The organism is Pseudomonas sp. Sample_14 (assembly GCF_004307515.1).
Classification (GTDB): Bacteria; Pseudomonadota; Gammaproteobacteria; order Pseudomonadales; family Pseudomonadaceae; genus Aquipseudomonas; species Aquipseudomonas atacamensis.
Genome location: NZ_RCOC01000058.1, coordinates 1 through 15,221, shown reverse-complemented (window position 1 = coordinate 15,221; position 15,221 = coordinate 1). Strand labels below are relative to the sequence as shown.

Annotated in this window: 13 protein-coding genes; 7 read left to right on the top strand and 6 right to left on the bottom strand. The window is 61.1% G+C overall.

Features of this window, described 5'->3' with window-relative positions; all coding sequences use genetic code 11:
- Nucleotides 1-235: 235 nt before the first annotated feature.
- The 3 genes from fecA to D8U61_RS12895 form a co-directional block, all read right to left on the bottom strand.
- Nucleotides 236-2,569: a TonB-dependent Fe(3+) dicitrate receptor FecA gene (fecA, locus tag D8U61_RS12905; RefSeq protein ID WP_130927060.1), complete on the bottom strand. Its 2,334-nt coding sequence runs from the start codon at nucleotides 2,567-2,569 to the stop codon at nucleotides 236-238.
- Between the two features lie 88 nt (nucleotides 2,570-2,657).
- Nucleotides 2,658-3,590: a DUF4880 domain-containing protein gene (locus tag D8U61_RS12900; protein WP_130927059.1), complete on the bottom strand. Its 933-nt coding sequence runs from the start codon at nucleotides 3,588-3,590 to the stop codon at nucleotides 2,658-2,660.
- A complete protein-coding gene (locus D8U61_RS12895) occupies nucleotides 3,587-4,075 on the bottom strand; it encodes a sigma-70 family RNA polymerase sigma factor (RefSeq protein WP_130927058.1) in 489 nt (162 codons plus the stop codon). The genes D8U61_RS12900 and D8U61_RS12895 overlap by 4 nt, the downstream gene beginning before the upstream one ends.
- Nucleotides 4,076-4,263: 188 nt before the next feature.
- On the opposite strand from D8U61_RS12895, the gene D8U61_RS12890 reads away from it, so the two are divergent.
- From D8U61_RS12890 to D8U61_RS12865, 6 genes are all read left to right on the top strand, one after another.
- Nucleotides 4,264-4,569, top strand: coding sequence for a DUF3649 domain-containing protein (locus D8U61_RS12890; protein ID WP_041479671.1), 306 nt, complete (start codon nucleotides 4,264-4,266; stop codon nucleotides 4,567-4,569).
- Nucleotides 4,566-6,149, top strand: a complete 1,584-nt coding sequence (locus tag D8U61_RS12885) for a PepSY-associated TM helix domain-containing protein (protein ID WP_130927057.1) — start codon at nucleotides 4,566-4,568, stop codon at nucleotides 6,147-6,149. The genes D8U61_RS12890 and D8U61_RS12885 overlap by 4 nt, the downstream gene beginning before the upstream one ends.
- Complete coding sequence (locus tag D8U61_RS12880) at nucleotides 6,149-6,475, top strand: DUF3325 domain-containing protein (RefSeq protein ID WP_122610800.1); 327 nt, start codon at nucleotides 6,149-6,151, stop codon at nucleotides 6,473-6,475. The genes D8U61_RS12885 and D8U61_RS12880 overlap by 1 nt, the downstream gene beginning before the upstream one ends.
- A 1-nt stretch (nucleotide 6,476) precedes the next feature.
- A complete protein-coding gene (locus D8U61_RS12875) occupies nucleotides 6,477-7,043 on the top strand; it encodes an RNA polymerase sigma factor (RefSeq protein WP_130927056.1) in 567 nt (188 codons plus the stop codon).
- A complete protein-coding gene (locus D8U61_RS12870; RefSeq protein WP_125927139.1) occupies nucleotides 7,040-8,029 on the top strand; it encodes a FecR family protein in 990 nt (329 codons plus the stop codon). Before D8U61_RS12875 ends, D8U61_RS12870 begins: the two co-directional genes overlap by 4 nt.
- 212 nt (nucleotides 8,030-8,241) lie before the next feature.
- Complete coding sequence (locus D8U61_RS12865; RefSeq protein WP_130927055.1) at nucleotides 8,242-10,671, top strand: TonB-dependent receptor; 2,430 nt, start codon at nucleotides 8,242-8,244, stop codon at nucleotides 10,669-10,671.
- A 337-nt stretch (nucleotides 10,672-11,008) separates the two neighbouring features.
- On the opposite strand, the gene D8U61_RS12855 is transcribed toward D8U61_RS12865, so the two are convergent.
- Nucleotides 11,009-11,884 carry an AraC family transcriptional regulator gene (locus D8U61_RS12855; RefSeq protein ID WP_071174437.1) on the bottom strand — a complete coding sequence of 292 codons (876 nt, stop codon included), beginning with the start codon at nucleotides 11,882-11,884 and terminating at the stop codon, nucleotides 11,009-11,011.
- 140 nt (nucleotides 11,885-12,024) lie between these two features.
- Here D8U61_RS12855 and D8U61_RS12850 point away from each other — a divergent pair, with 140 nt between their 5' ends.
- Nucleotides 12,025-12,927, top strand: a complete 903-nt coding sequence (locus D8U61_RS12850) for a DMT family transporter (protein ID WP_125927143.1) — start codon at nucleotides 12,025-12,027, stop codon at nucleotides 12,925-12,927.
- Between the two features lie 18 nt (nucleotides 12,928-12,945).
- Here D8U61_RS12850 and D8U61_RS12845 read toward each other — a convergent pair whose 3' ends face one another.
- Complete coding sequence (locus D8U61_RS12845; protein WP_016771617.1) at nucleotides 12,946-13,455, bottom strand: DUF2165 domain-containing protein; 510 nt, start codon at nucleotides 13,453-13,455, stop codon at nucleotides 12,946-12,948.
- A 140-nt stretch (nucleotides 13,456-13,595) separates the two neighbouring features.
- Nucleotides 13,596-14,570, bottom strand: coding sequence for a D-glycerate dehydrogenase (locus D8U61_RS12840; protein WP_122610794.1), 975 nt, complete (start codon nucleotides 14,568-14,570; stop codon nucleotides 13,596-13,598).
- Nucleotides 14,571-15,221 lie beyond the last annotated feature (651 nt).

Genomic DNA, 15,221 nt, shown 5'->3' with positions numbered 1-15,221 from the left:
TCCGGTTGTTTTCAAGTCCAGCGTTCGGCTCGATATTGCAGGCGAGCGTAAATCGTAAATACACCTCGGTCAGTCCCTCACCCTCTGGGAGAGGGGGCCGATTCCGGTTGTTTTCAAGTCCAGCGTTCGGCTCGATATTACAGGCGAGCGTAAATCGTAAATACACCTCGGTCAGTCCCCTCTCCCTCTGGGAGAGGGTTAGGGTGAGGGGCTTTTGATCTTCAATGGGCTGCGGTCAGAACGCCACCGACGTCTGCACATAAACCGTACGCGGCTCACCCACATACTTGCCCTTGTTGTTGTCATCGAACGAGCGTGTGAAGTACTGCGTGTTGAAGATGTTCTTCACCCCCACCGCCACATTCAAATCCGACAGTTGCGGTCCGAAGTCATACCCGGCGCGGCTGCTGAACAGCATGTAGCCGGGGATCTTGCCGGTGCTGCCATCGGCGCTTTCTTTCGAAGTGTTGGCGTTGTCGGCGAACTGGTCGCTCTGGAAGCTGCTGTCCAGATTCAGCTTCCATGGCCCTTCGGTATAACCGACGCCAATCGTGCCTTTGTGTTTGGAGGAAAACGGCACGCGGTTGCCTTTGTTCGGCCCGTCCTCGCGGATGGTGGCGTCGACATAGGCATAACTGGCGTAGACATCGAAACCGGCCAGCGCCGGGCTCAAGTCGTCGAGCGCGTAATTGACGCTGGTCTCGATGCCCTGATGGCGGGTTTCGCCGCGAGCGATCACCGAGTCGTTGGTCTGGTTGCTTTCGTACTGGTTGTCGAAGTTGATCAGGAATGCGCCGATCTCCGCGCGCAGGGCACCGTTGTCATAGCGCGTGCCGAGTTCCCAGGTGCGCGCCTTTTCCGGTTTCACCTCGCCGCTGCTCACGCGGTTGGGCATCTGGCTGTATTGCACGCTGCCGAACGAGCCTTCGGTGTTGGCATACAGATTCCAGCTGTCGGTGAGGTGATAGAGCACGTTCAGCGCCGGCAGCGCGGTGTTGTAGTCGCCCTTGTATTTGACGTTGGTCAGGTTGTTGGTCTGTTGCGACTCGATCATCTCGTAGCGCACGCCCGGGGTGATGGTCCATTTGCCGATGTCGATGCGGTCATCGACGAAGAACGCGTTGGCCTCGGTACCACCGCGAGTGTCGCGGTCGTTGCGGCTGCTGGTGGTTGGGTATTCGTTGGCGCTGATCGGCGTGCGATAACGCAGTTCGTGGCCGGCCTCGTTGATGTAGCGATAGCCGACGCCGACTTCGTGACTGCTCGGACCGAGGTCGAAGCCTTGGGCGAAACGGGTTTCCAGGCCACGTACCCAGTACTCGCGCGGCGACAGCGAAAGGAATGTGCCCTGATCCAGATAACCGCTGCGCAGGGTTTTGGTGAAGAAGGTGTTGGCGGTGAATTCGCGGCGATCTTCCTGATAGCGATAGCCGAAGTTGAACATCGTGCGGCGCCCCCAGAACTGATCTTTCGGCCGCGTCGATTGATACGGATCGGCATCGTAATCGGCGACGTTGAGACCACCGGGCATGTCGGCCTTGCCTTCGTAATACTGGGCCATGGCGTTGAAGCTGTTGGCTTCGTCGAGCTGATATTTGCCCTTGAGGATCAGGTCGTCGATCTCGGTGTCGCTGTGTTCGCGCCAGTCACCGCCACGGGTGCCGGAGTACAACAGCGCACCACCGAGGCCGTTGGCGTTGGTGCCGCCGGCCAGCAGATTGGCGCTGGTCTTGAAACCGTCGTGGCTCGACGATGGGCTGGTTTCAGTCTGGAAACCACCCTTGACCGTTGGCTCGTCCGGAATCGCCCGGGTCACGAAGTTGACCACGCCGCCGACGTTCTGCGGGCCGTAACGTACCGCACCGCCGCCACGCACCACGTCCACCGCATCCATGTTGCCCATGCTGATCGGCGCGAACGACAACTGCGGCTGACCATACGGCGCGAACGGTACCGGGATGCCGTCCATCAATACTGTCGAGCGCGCGGCCAGGCGTGGATTCAAGCCACGAATGCCAAAGTTCAGCGCCATGTCGTGGCTGCCGGTGCCGTTGTTCTCCGGCGCATTCACACCGGGGATGCGGTTGAGCACATCGCGGGCCTGGGTCGCGCCCTGGCGTTCGAATTCGTCGCGGCGGATCACATCACGTGCCCCGGGGTGTTCGAAGACATTGATCTGCGCCGCATCGCCGAGCCAGTCGCCGACTACGGTCGAGGTGCCCAGCTCCAGCGCCGCGTCAGCCAGCGGTTGCAGGCTGAAGGCATTGTCGCCTTCGGCGCGGGCTTGCAGGCCGGTGCCTTCGAGCAGGGCATCGAGGCCTTGTTGCATCGTGTAATTGCCCTCCAGACCCCGGCTCTGCACACCGCTGGTGACTTGCGAGCCAAAGGAAATCAGCACGCCGGCTTCACGGCCAAACTGGTTCAGCGCGGTTTCCAGCGACGCCGGGGCGATGTGATAAACCTTGGTTTCGGCGCCCAGCGCAGCGGGCAAGGCGGTGAAACTCAGGCTGGCGCCGAGCAGAAGATTGCGCAGGCTGCGGGCCAGTGGGGTAAGGCGGGTGGGCTGCATGTGGATGATCCTGAGAAGGTGGAATCAAGGGGGCTTTCCTTCTCTGTCACGCCAGATCTGAAAAACGGCTCATGGTTTTGGCGTTTTTTTACACCCGCGCTTCGACGCTCACCCAATAACGGGTAAAGCGCTTCACTCTGACCGGCAGACTGATCTGCAGCAGGTCGAGAATCCGCTCGCTGTCATCCAGTGGATACGTCCCGGAAATCAGCAAATCGGCAACCTGGCTGTCGCACCGCAGCTGCCCGCGCCGGTAGCGGCCAAGCTCTTCGAGGAAATCACCGAGGCGCATATGAGCGGCGACCAGCATGCCGTCAGTCCACGCACCACTGTTGGCGTCCAGTGGTTTGGCCGCGCTGACGGAGCTGGCAGTAAAACTCAACTGCCGCGCGACCGGCAGCAGCAGGGGCGCGCGCTGGCTGGCGTTGAGTTCGACTCGTCCTTCGAACAGGGCGATCTGCGTGCGATCAACAAACTGCCGCACATTGAGGCGCGCACCTTGGCTTTTCAGCACGCCGTGTGCCGTGCGTATCTCGAACGGATTTGCAGCGCTCAACAGCATTTCGCCCTCGAGCAGACGAATCGTACGCTGCGCGTCATCGACATCGACGGAACTTGCGGTATTGAGCTGTAACGAATCGGCACCGCCCAAGCCGATCTTGCGCCGCTGGCCCACCGGCGTGCGGTAATCGGCGAGCAGCGACGGCAACGGCGTGTGCTCGCGCATGCCCCAGGTCGCCGCTGAGCCGGCACCGAGAATCAGCAACATTTTCAACGCCTGACGGCGGCTGCCGGACTTCGGTCCGTTCAACGCCGCGTGGGCCAACGGCGACGAAACGCCGCGCAAGCGCTGGTTGACCCGTTGCATGTGTTCCCACGCCCGGCGGTGTTCGCTGTGCGCATCCAGCCATTGTTGCCAGGCTTGTTGCTGGCGCGGGGTCAGCGTGCCCTGCTGCATTTCCAGCAACCAGTGCACCGCCTGTTCGGCGACTTGCGCAGAGAAGTCCGGCGCGCGATTCACAGGGCGAAATAGCAGCGCATGGCCGCTTTGTTCAGATGGCGTTTGACCGTGGCCACTGAGATGCCCAGTTCTGCGGCGATCTGTGGATAAGTCAGACCATCGACCTGAGCGAGCAGGAACGCGCGTTTGATCTGGCGCGGCAAGCCGTCGAGCAGCTCATCGAGTTCGACCAGTGTCTGCAGGATGATCGCTTTGTGCTCTTCCGACGGCGCGACCATCTCAGGCATCTGCGCCAGTGTCTCGAGGTAGGCGCGTTCCACATCCTGGCGCCGGTAATGATTGAACAGCACGCGCTTGGCCAGGGTGGTAAGGAAGGCGCGCGGTTCGATGATCAGCGGTGGCTCGCGGGCGGTCAGCACCTTGATGAACGTGTCCTGAGCCAGATCCGCCGCGCTGTCCGGGCAGCCGAGCTTGCGCCGCAACCAGCCAGTGAGCCAGCTGTGATGGGCGTGGTAGAGCGATTCGACGGAATGGGCGGGCGGCAACGAAATGACTCCGGACGCAAAACTTGCGTAGAGAACGTGCATTAGAGAACAAGAACGGTTCGCATTGTAGAGGCTGGCGACAGTGTCCGGCAATCAGATGCTTTTGCGTATGAGAATATTTATCATTAATATTGCTCGCCTGTAGATTCGGCTTGTCGGCCGAACGTTTTTCGTTTCAGGGTCGAAACATGAAAGGCAAACTCGCCACCCTTCCCATGTCCTATCGTCTGGCCGTCACTTCGCGAGTGCTGGCGGCGATCTTCGGCGGCTATCTGGTCGCGGCGCTGGCCAGTGTCACCCTGACGTTGTGGCTGCCGCTGAACCGCGCCGAAGCGGTGGTCACTGGCATGACCGTGTCCTTTCTGGTCTATCTGGTCGCGGTGCTCTGGTGTTTTGCCTGCCGCAGCGCGTGGTCGGCGTGGGTCGGCCTGTTGGTGCCGAGCGTGATTCTCGCCACGGTTTCCGGTGCCGCGCGCGGTCTGGGGCTGGCATGAAAGAGGGCTTCCGGCAGGCGATGGCATGGCTGCACACCTGGGCCGGGCTGGTGTTCGGCTGGTTGCTGTTCGCGATTTTTCTCACCGGCACGCTCGCTTATTTCAAAGATGAAATCAGCCACTGGATGCAGCCGGAGATCGCTGCACATTCGCTTGATAGCGAAGCGAGCCTGGCACTGGCGCAAGATTATCTGCAACAACACGCCGCCGGTGCCTCGCGCTGGCTGATCGATTTGCCCGATGCCCGCGACCCCGGCCTGACGGTGCGCTGGCAGCAGGCGCCGGGCAAACCCGGCGAGCGCGGCCGCTTCGAATCCCGAACCCTCGATGCTCAAACCGGAGTCGAAGTACAGGGCCGCGAAAGCATGGGCGGCGAGTTCTTTTACCGTTTCCACTTCCAGTTGCAGATGCCTTACCCGTGGGGGCGCTGGCTGGCGACCATCGCCGCAATGGTGATGTTCGTTGCGTTGATCAGCGGCATCATCACCCACAAGAAAATCTTCAAGGACTTCTTCACCTTCCGCCCGCGCAAGGGCCAGCGATCCTGGCTCGACGGGCATAACGCCGTGGGTGTGCTAGTGCTGCCGTTTCACTTGATGATCACTTACAGCAGCCTGGTGATTTTCATGTCGATGGTCATGCCGGCCAGCATCGTTGCCTCTTACGGCAGCGACGTACGCAAGTTCTACGACGAAGTCTTTCCCGCCTCGAAGACGCCCGAGCGCGCCGATGGCGCCGCACCGCTGACCGCCATGGCGCCGCTACTGGCCAAGGCCAGCGAGCAATGGGCGGGCGGCCATACCGCGCGGCTGTCGGTGAGCAACCCGGGCGATGCCAGCGCCACGGTGGTGCTGTCCCGCGCGGGCGATCGGGTGGTGCACGATTTCGGCCGGGCGGTGACCTTCAGCGGTGTCACCGGGCAGCTTCTGAGCAGTACACCCGATCAACCCGTAGCGATGGCGGTGGGTGGCGCGTTTTACGGTTTGCACATGGGCCATTTCGCCGGGCCGCTGTTGCGCTGGCTGTATTTCGTTTGCGGATTGGCCGGCACGGCAATGATCGGCACCGGGCTGGTGATCTGGCTCGGCAAGCGGCAGCTCAAGCACGTGAAAAGCGCGGCGCTGCCGTTCGAATTGCGCTTGGTCGAGGTGCTGAATATCGCCAGCATGGCCGGCCTGGTATCGGCGGTCGCGGTGTTCTTTTTGGCCAATCGACTGCTGCCGGTGAGTCTGGCGGGGCGGGCCGATTGGGAAGTGAATGCGTTTTTCATGGCTTGGGGGCTGAGCGTGGTGCACGCGGTGTTGCGTCCGGGACGCAAGGCGTGGATCGAACAGCTGACGCTCGGCGCCGCGCTGTTTATCGCGGTGCCGCTGATCAATGCGCTGACCACACCGTGGAATCTTGGTGCGACCCTGATACAGCGCGACTGGGCACTGGCCGGACTTGATCTGACGTGTCTGGCGACGGGGCTTTTTCTCGGCTGGGCTGCGCGCAAGATGCAGCGTACGGGCGACTCCGTCAGCGTTCGCAAAGCAAGTTCTTCGCCTCGCTCGATCACAGTCGAACAGGGGGCCAACTGATGCTGCTGGCCCTGTTGCTCACCTATGCCGGCTTCACCGCGTTGTGCCTGTCGATGCCACGTCATCACGCCGAATTGCTCGGCGCCAAACCGTCGACGCGCCGCCGTCAGGGTCTGGCGCTGGCGGGATGGCTGTTGCTGGCGCTTTCGCTGTGGGCGGCGGTCGCGGCCAGTGGCTGGAGTTTCGGTCTGGTCGACTGGTTCGCGGTGCTGATGCTCAGCGCTTTGGCATTAGTGCTGTTGCTGCCGTATCGCCCGCGTCTGGCCATGGCCCTGGCCGGCTTGAGCCTGTTGGCCAGCCCGGTCGCCGCCTGGGCGCAGTGCTGAAGTGCTGATCGGTCTGCCACCGGAATCGCGTGACGATGAAGCGCGTGGCGCGCGTGCGCATTTTCTTCAGGTGTTTCTGTCCCAGCGTGCGCAAATGGAGGCGCTGGTGAATCGGCGCGTCGGTTGTCGGGCGACGGCGGCGGATCTGGTCCAGGATCTGTTTTTGCGCTTCTGGCGGCGGCCGCTGGTGCAGGTCGAAGAGCTCAGCACTTATCTGCTGCGCTGCGCCGGCAACATCGCCATCGACCATCTGCGCAGCGAAGGCACGCGCACGCGAGTCAATAAAGGCTGGCAGCCGGACGAACCCGACAGCCATGGCAGCGAACCCCAGGCCGCCCTCGAAGCCGGCAATGATCTGCGTCACGTCGAAGCAGCATTGCGCGCCTTGCCCGAGCGTACCCGGCAGATCTTTCTGCTCAATCGCATTCACGGGCGCAAGTACGCTGAGATCGCCAAGGCCATGGGCCTGTCCCAAAGTGCCGTGGAAAAACATATGATGCGCGCCCTCGAGGCCTGCAAGGCCAGCCTGCGCGACCCCGCGCCACGCCTGCCAGGGAAAGCACCGTGAAGCCATCCGATCCGATCACACCGACGCCGGCCCAGGAACAGGCCGCGCTGGCCTGGCTGAGCCTGTTGCACGACCGCCCGAGCACTGGCGATCAACTCACCTTCAGCCAATGGCTGCGCGCCGATCCGGCCCATGCCCAAGCGTATGCGCAGGCGCAGGTGATCTGGGAACTCAGCGAAAGCCCCGCGCGCACGCTGGCCGATGAAGATGCGCTCGCGCTGCAAGGTTATCTGCAGGCGATGGACGCCCCGCGTCGTTCGCCGATTTTGCGTTGGTCTGGCGCGCTGGCGCTGGCCGCGTGTCTGCTGTTGATGGTCAGCCTCGGCACGGGGTGGCAGGCGCAACGCTGGCTCGACGATCTGCGCGCCGATCACGTCTCGGCGCCTGGGGAAATTCGCACGGTGACACTGGCCGATCAGTCGCGAGTGACGCTGGATGCCGATAGCGCGATTGCCGTGGATTTCAGCCACGGTCAGCGCCACGTGCAGTTGATTCGCGGCGCTGCTTTCTTCAGCGTCACTCACACTGGCGATCCGTTTGTGGTGGCGGCGGAGCAGGGCGAGGCGCGGGTGCTCGGCACTCAGTTCGAAGTGCGCCGGCAACTCCATGGCGCGCAAGTGACGGTATTGTCCGGACGTGTCGCGGTGACGGCGGACGAGCACGGTCAACAACAGATTCTCACTGCTGGTCAGCAAGTTGCTTATGCCGACGGCACTGCGGAAAAACTGCATGCTGTGGACAGTGAAGCGCAACTGGCCTGGCGTCAGGGTTGGCTGACTTACTACAAGACCACGCTGGCCGATGTCGTCGAGGATCTGCGCCGCTATTACCCGGGGCGGATTGTGCTGCTCAACGATGAGCTGGCGGCGCGCAAGGTCAGCGGCAGCTTTCCGAGCAAGGACCCGCAGGCGGTGCTCAATTCGTTGCAGGGAGTGTTGGGGTTTGAGCAGCATCGGGTGTTGGGGCAGCTGATTATTCTGCGCTGAGGCTGCCGGCCTCTTCGCGAGCAGGCTCGCTCCCACAGGGAACGCATTCCAAAGGTGGGAGCGAGCCTGCTCGCGAAGGCGTCAGCCCAGGCAACAAATCCCCCGCAAAATATTTTCAAATTAAAGGTGAGGTAACCCCGAGCCCCATCCGTGTAGTGACTGAAACTGCGAGCCATTCGCATCCGTTGCGGTTCTACACAGGTCATTGAGCAATGAAGTCCAGGGCAAAATCCGGTTCGGTCAAACAGTGGTTGGGCATGTCGGCGCTGAGTTTTTCCGCGTTGGCATTGCTGCCGATGAGTATCGCGCTGGCGACAGAAGCGGTGAGCAATCAGGCGCAACAGCAATTCAATTTTGCCCTGGCCGCCAAACCATTGCCGCAGGCCCTGAGCGACTTCAGCCGCGTGACCGGGCAGAGCGTGGTCTACACCGACGAAGCGCCGTACGTCCTCAACGCTCCGGCAGTCAACGGCCAGATGAGCGCCGAACAGGCCCTGCAACGCCTGCTCGGCAACTCCGGCTTGAGCTTTCGCCGCACCGACAGTCATACCCTGGCGCTGGAGCCGATGCCGACCGCAGGCGCGCTCAATCTCGGCGCCACCACCATCACGTCCACGCGCGACGAATTGATGAGTTATCAGCCGCCGGAAACCAGTTCGGTGATGCGCTCATCGGCGTCGCTGCAAGAAATTCCGCAGACGGTCAATGTCATCCCGGCGCAGGTCATTCGCGATCAGGCGCCGCGCAATCTAGACGACGCGCTGGCCAATGTCAGCGGCATCACCCAGGGCAACACCTTGGGCAGTACCCAGGACTCGGTGATGACTCGCGGTTTCGGTGACAACCGCAACGGCTCGATCATGCGCGACGGCATGCCGCTGGTGCAGGGCCGTGGCATGAACGCGACCGTGGATCGCGTCGAAGTGCTCAAGGGCCCGGCCTCGTTGCTCTACGGGATTCAGGATCCGGGTGGTGTGGTCAACATGGTCAGCAAGAAGCCGGAACTGACCCAGTACAACGCCGTGACCGTGCGCGGTTCGAGCTACGGTGACGGCAAGAACGGCAGCGGTGGCGCCTTCGACAGCACCGGGGCGCTGGGCGATTCCGGCTTCGCCTATCGCATGGTCGTCGATCATGAAGACGAAGATTACTGGCGCAACTTCGGCACCCATCGCGAGACGCTGATCGCACCATCGCTGGCCTGGTACGGCGAGCGCACCAAGCTGTTGTTCGCCTACGAGCACCGCGAGTTTCTCACCCCCTTCGACCGTGGCACCTTGATCGATCCGCGCACCAATCATCCGCTGGATATCTCGCGCAAGCAGCGTCTCGATGAGCCATTCAACGACATGGAAGGGCGCTCGGACCTGTACCATTTCGAAGCCGACCACGAACTCAACGACGACTGGAAAGCTCACTTCGGCTACAGCTGGAACCGTGAAACCTACGACGCCAGCCAGGTACGCGTGACGGCGATCGACACCAACAAAGGCACACTGACCCGCAGCATGGACGGCACCCAGAATGCGATCAGCACCGATCGTTTCACCACCGCCAGCCTCGAAGGCAAAGTGAATGTGCTGGGCATGCAGCATGATCTGGTATTCGGCGTTGATGACGAATACCGCAAGATCTACCGCGAGGATCTGATCCGGCAGAAAAGCCTGACCACGTTCAGCTATCTCAACCCGGTGTATGGTCGCGAAGTGATGGGCACTACGGTGAGTGCGCCCGACAGCGCGCAGACCGATAAGCTGCGCAGCGATTCGCTGTTCCTGCAGGATTCGATTCACCTCAACGAGCAGTGGATTCTGGTCGCTGGCGGACGTTTTCAGGAGTACGACCAGTACGCCGGCAAAGGCGTGCCGTTCAAGGCCAATACCGACAGCAATGGCCAGAAGTGGGTGCCGCGCGCAGGGCTGGTGTATCGCTACACCGACGCGCTGTCGTTTTACGGCAGCTACACCGAATCGTTCAAACCCAACTCGACCATCGCCCCGCTGAGCGGCAGCAGTACCGTGCTCGACGGCAGCATCGCGCCGGAGGAAGCCAAGTCGTGGGAGCTGGGTGCGCGGCTGGATATGCCCGGCAGCATCACCGGCAATATCGCGTTGTTCGACATCAAGAAACGCAACGTACTGGTGGCCAATTCCGAAGGCCCGACAACGATTTACAGTGCGGCAGGCGAGGTGCGTTCACGCGGGCTGGAAGTTGACCTGAGCGGGCAGCTCAGCGAGCACTGGAACCTGATCGGCAGCTATGCCTATACCGATGCCGAAGTCACCGAAGACCCGGAATACAAAGGCAAGCGCCTGCAAAACGTAGCGAAGAATTCCGGCTCGCTGTCGGCGGTGTATGACTTCGGCAATGTGTTTGGCGGCGATCAACTGCGTGTCGGGGCAGGGGTGCGGTACGTCGGCGAGCGTGCCGGCAACGCGGTGAATGATTTTGACCTGCCGAGCTACACCGTGGCGGATGCGTTTGCCACTTACGACACCATGGTTGAAGGGCAGAAGGTCAAGTTTCAGTTGAACGTGAAGAACCTGTTTGATCGCACCTATTACACCTCGTCGGCGAGCCGCTTCTTTGTGTCGATGGGGGATTCGCGGCAGGTTTCGCTTTCCAGCACTCTGGAGTTTTGAGGCAAGATCAAAAGCCCCTCACCCTAGCCCTCTCCCGGAGGGAGAGGGGACTGACCGTGGGATATTCGAGAGATACACCGACCTGAAAGTAATGCTTGGAATCCATAATCGATGCGATTTTTCAGGTCGATGTACACCGCAAGACACCTCGGTCGGCCCCCTCTCCCTCTCCCGGAGGGAGAGGGGACTGACCGTGGGATATTCCAGAGGTACACCGACTTGAACGTGTTGCTTTGAATCTATAATCGATTCGGTGTTTCAGGTCGACGTACAGTGCTAGACACCTCGGTCGGCCCCCTCTCCCTCTGGGAGAGGGCTGGGGTGAGGGGAAGAGGGCTCAACGCAAAAAAGCCTGCCGATACTCGCCCGGCGTCCCACCCAAAACCTGCCTGAACCGATTAGTGAAATGGCTCGCACTGGCAAACCCGCACGCCAGCGCGATCTCGCCCAGCGGCAGCGCCGTGCCGCGCAACAATTCCCGCGCCCGGCTCAAGCGCCGCGCCAGCACATATTGATGCGGCGGCAGGCCGAAGCTCAGGCGAAACATCCGCGCAAAGTGATATTCCGACAGCGCACACAGCCCGGCCAGTTGCCCGAGGCTGATCGGCTCGGCCAGCTGGTTGTCGATGAACTCCACCAGTTGTCGGCGCTGGTGCGGCGCCAGCCCGCCCTTGAGGCGCAGGCCCTGGCGCGCACCGACTTGGCTGAGCAAGGTGTGGCTGATCAATTCATGGGCGAGGCTGCTGGTCAGCAAGCGCTCGGCCGGCTCTTGCCAGTTCAGATTCAGCAATTGTCGGAAGCGCTGCGCCTGCTGCGGATCTTCGAGAAAAGTCTGCTCGCGTAATTGCATCTCGCGCGGTTCGCGATCGAGCAAAGTGACGCAACCGAGGGCGAATTGTTCGGCGCTGAAATACAGGTGCGCCAGACGGATATCGCCATTGATCACCCAGCCCGATTCATGATCGGCCGGCAGGATGCACAGCTTGTCCGGCCCGCCTTTGCGGCCCGGCTGGCCACGACGGAATGTGCCGGTGCCGCCGGCGACGTAGCACGACAGCGTGTGATGACTTGGCGCTTCGTATTCCTGGGCATCGTGGTGGTTGGTCCACAAGGCCGCAGACATGCCGTCACCGAGCTCGGCGCTGTGCACAAGGCGTGCATTCGGCGAGCGGTTGAGGGCTTGAAAGACTTGCAGGGTATCGATAGCGGCCATGTTCGGTTCTCTCCAACGCCTTGCATCCTACTCCGTAGACGCCGCCCTGCCAGCCTGCCGCCAGACAAAAGCGCAAGATTGTGCAAGCGTCGAAGGCTGCCCGAGGCAGACACTCAAGGCCTGTTTAAGGAGTGTGTGCCATGAACCTGTCGTTGTACCTGCTGACCGTGCTGATCTGGGGCACCACCTGGATTGCCTTGAAATGGCAATTGGGCGTGGTCGAAATCCCGGTGTCGATTGTCTATCGCTTCGGCCTCGCCGCGTTGGTGTTGTTTGCGTTGTTGCTGCTCAGCCGACGCCTGCAACCGATGAACCGCCGAGGCCACTTGATCTGTGTGGCCCAGGGGCTGTGCCTGTTCTGTGTGAACTTCATGTGCTTTCTGACGGCCAGCCAGTGGATACCCAGCGGTCTGGTGGCGGTGGTGTTTTCTACGGCAACGTTGTGGAACGCGCTGAATGCACGGGTGTTCTTCGGCCAGCGCATTGCGCGCAATGTGTTGCTGGGCGGTGCGTTGGGGCTGTCGGGTCTGGGGCTGTTGTTCTGGCCGGAACTGGCCGGGCATCAAGCCAGCCCGCAAACCCTGCTCGGCCTTGGATTGGCGTTATGCGGCACATTGTGTTTTTCCGCCGGCAATATGCTCTCGAGTCTGCAACAGAAAGCGGGATTGCGACCGCTGACCACCAACGCCTGGGGCATGGCCTACGGCGCGGCGATGCTGACGGTGTGGTGTCTGTTCAACGGCATCCCCTTCGCCATGGACTGGTCGCCGCGTTATGTCGGTGCGCTGTTGTATCTAGTGATTCCCGGCTCGGTGATTGGCTTCACTGCGTACCTGACGCTGGTCGGGCGCATGGGCCCGGAGCGGGCGGCTTACTGCACGGTGCTGTTCCCGGTGGTGGCCCTGAACGTGTCGGCGTTTGCCGAAGGTTATCAATGGACCGCACCGGCGCTGGTCGGGCTGGTCTTGGTGATGTTGGGCAACGTGTTGGTGTTTCGTAAACCGAAAGTGCTGTTGTCTGCGGGTCAAGGGAAGTTGGCTTGATAAAGCGAGCGCTGGGTTTCAGCGCTCAACTTTCAAAGTGATGTAGATCATCACCGGGAAGATGAAGTCGACAATATGCCTCGCCCAGTCCTTGGCATTCCATGATAGCGAAGTGTCCATATCGAACCACTCGACACCTACAGTTTGTAGACAAACGTAATAAATGAAGATGGCGACCAATATACCCATGATCGAAAACTTCTTGGCTTCATGGAATGCCGCTGGCGATGCATCGATGTAGCGATACAACTGGTAAGTACCGATCAGGCAAAGCACGGTATAGGTGACTTCCATGGTGATGATGAACCAGTAGATCCGGTGATGGATCATCGGCGAATCGATCGCGCGGTACATGATGTTTTCACTGGCGTTGGTGGTGTCCATGCTCAGGATATGTGCAACGTAAGTGTAGTTGGACTCGTAGTCGGTGAAGTTATGAATCATCACCAGCAAGCCAAAGAAACTTATATAAGCCATCAAGATGACTTTGCTGTAACGAATGAGTTTGTCGGTGGTCAGGGTGTTCACGGGATCAGCTCTCCATAGCAAATAATCAATGAGTTGATAAGTTGCGAGAGCTTATATGGCAGTTACTGGGTCCGGCGTTTTTGTTCGGTTGCAAGTTATGTAAGGTGAAGGCCGGCGCAATGTTGCGCCGGCCTTTTTTTTCAGCCGCGCCAGACCTGCGGGTTGACCAGATCCTGCGGCCGTTCGCCGAGGAGGGCGCTGCGCAGGTTGGCCAGGGCGCGGTTGGCCATGGCTTCGCGGGTCTCGGTGGTGGCCGAGCCGATGTGCGGCAGGGTCACGGCGTTCTTCAATTGGAACAGCGGCGATTCGGCCAGCGGTTCTTTTTCGTAGACGTCCAGCCCGGCGCCGCGGATGCGGTTGTTTTGCAGGGCTTCGATCAGCGCTGGCTCGTCGACGACCGGGCCGCGCGAGATGTTGACCAGGATAGCACTCGGCTTCATCAGCGCCAGTTCGCGATGGCTGATCAGGTGGCGGGTCTTGTCGCTCAGTGGCACCACCAGGCAAACGAAATCGGCTTCGGCCAGCAGCTCATCGAGGCTGCGGAACTGTGCGCCGAGTTCTTGTTCCAGTTCGGTCTTGCGGCTGTTGCCGCTGTAGATGATCGGCATGTTGAAGCCGAAGCGCCCGCGTCGGGCGACGGCGGCGCCAATGTTGCCCATGCCGACGATGCCGAGGGTCTTGCCGTGCACATCAGTGCCGAACAGCGGAGCGCCGACGCTGGCCTGCCATTGGCCGGCCTTGGTCCAGGCGTCGAGTTCGGCGACGCGGCGAGCGCTGCTCATGATCAGGGCGAAGGCGAGGTCGGCGGTGCTTTCGGTGAGCACGTCGGGGGTGTTGGTGAGCATGATCCCGCGTTCGTTGAAGTAGTCGAGGTCGTAGTTGTCGTAGCCGACCGAGACGCTCGAAACCACTTCGAGTTTTGTCGCGGTTTCCAGTTGTGCGCGGCCGAGTTTGCGGCCGACGCCGATGAGGCCGTGGGCGTGGGGCAGGGCTTCGTTGAACTGGGCGTTGATGTCACCGGTCTTGGGGTTGGGGACGATGACGTCGAATTCTTCTTGCAGGCGTTCGATCATGGGCGGGGTGATGCGGCTGAAGGCCAGGACTGTTTTTTTCATTGGGCTTGGGCTCGTCGGGGCTTGATTGCAAGCACGCTAACATTTTCTCGCTCGGGTTGTCTTGGCGGCCTCTGGGCCGACCAGGTTCTTGGGGTTTTGGGTGAATATCCGTTTCTTCGGGTGTTGCTGATTACGGTTCCGCCCTTACGGCGGGTCACCTTTTTCAAACGCCAAAAAGGTAACCCAAAAGGCTTGCTCCTACGTTCGGCCCTCGCAGGCTCGGGTCCCTTCGCTCCGGGACTGATCCGGGCGCAGCGGCTACGGTTTGCTTCGCTGCACCTCCTTCCGCTGTGTCTGGCTGCGCCAGACGGTCGCTGCGCTCCCACCCCCGGATCAATCCCTCCGCTCAGCCTTCCGACGTCGCCGGTGGATCAAGATCAAAAGCACTCGAGCTAACGCTCATTGTTGAGTGGGGCGGCTTCGCCGCGGGCAGCTGCGCTGCTTTGCCTATACTTTTGTTTTTGCTTTTGTGGGAGCGAGCCTGCTCGCAATGGCGGCCTGACAGTCGACCTGTTTCTCGCTGATGTACTCGATTCAAACTGTGGGAGCGAGCCTGCTCGCGAAAGCGTCTCCACTGCCAACCCATCTCTGCCAGATTCACCCCGTCCCTGTGGGAGCTGGCTTGCCAGCGAAGGCGGCCTGACAGCCGAC

Bases quoted from the DNA above. Each gene is read 5' to 3' on its own strand.
- D8U61_RS12850 (WP_125927143.1), top strand. From the start codon at position 12,025: ATGAACCTGTCGTTGTACCTGCTGACCGTGCTGATCTGGGGCACCACC.
- D8U61_RS12855 (WP_071174437.1), bottom strand. From the start codon at position 11,884: ATGGCCGCTATCGATACCCTGCAAGTCTTTCAAGCCCTCAACCGCTCG.
- D8U61_RS12865 (WP_130927055.1), top strand. From the start codon at position 8,242: ATGAAGTCCAGGGCAAAATCCGGTTCGGTCAAACAGTGGTTGGGCATG.
- D8U61_RS12880 (WP_122610800.1), top strand. From the start codon at position 6,149: ATGCTGCTGGCCCTGTTGCTCACCTATGCCGGCTTCACCGCGTTGTGC.
- D8U61_RS12890 (WP_041479671.1), top strand. From the start codon at position 4,264: ATGAAAGGCAAACTCGCCACCCTTCCCATGTCCTATCGTCTGGCCGTC.
- fecA (WP_130927060.1), bottom strand. From the start codon at position 2,569: ATGCAGCCCACCCGCCTTACCCCACTGGCCCGCAGCCTGCGCAATCTT.
- D8U61_RS12840 (WP_122610794.1), bottom strand. From the start codon at position 14,570: ATGAAAAAAACAGTCCTGGCCTTCAGCCGCATCACCCCGCCCATGATC.
- D8U61_RS12885 (WP_130927057.1), top strand. From the start codon at position 4,566: ATGAAAGAGGGCTTCCGGCAGGCGATGGCATGGCTGCACACCTGGGCC.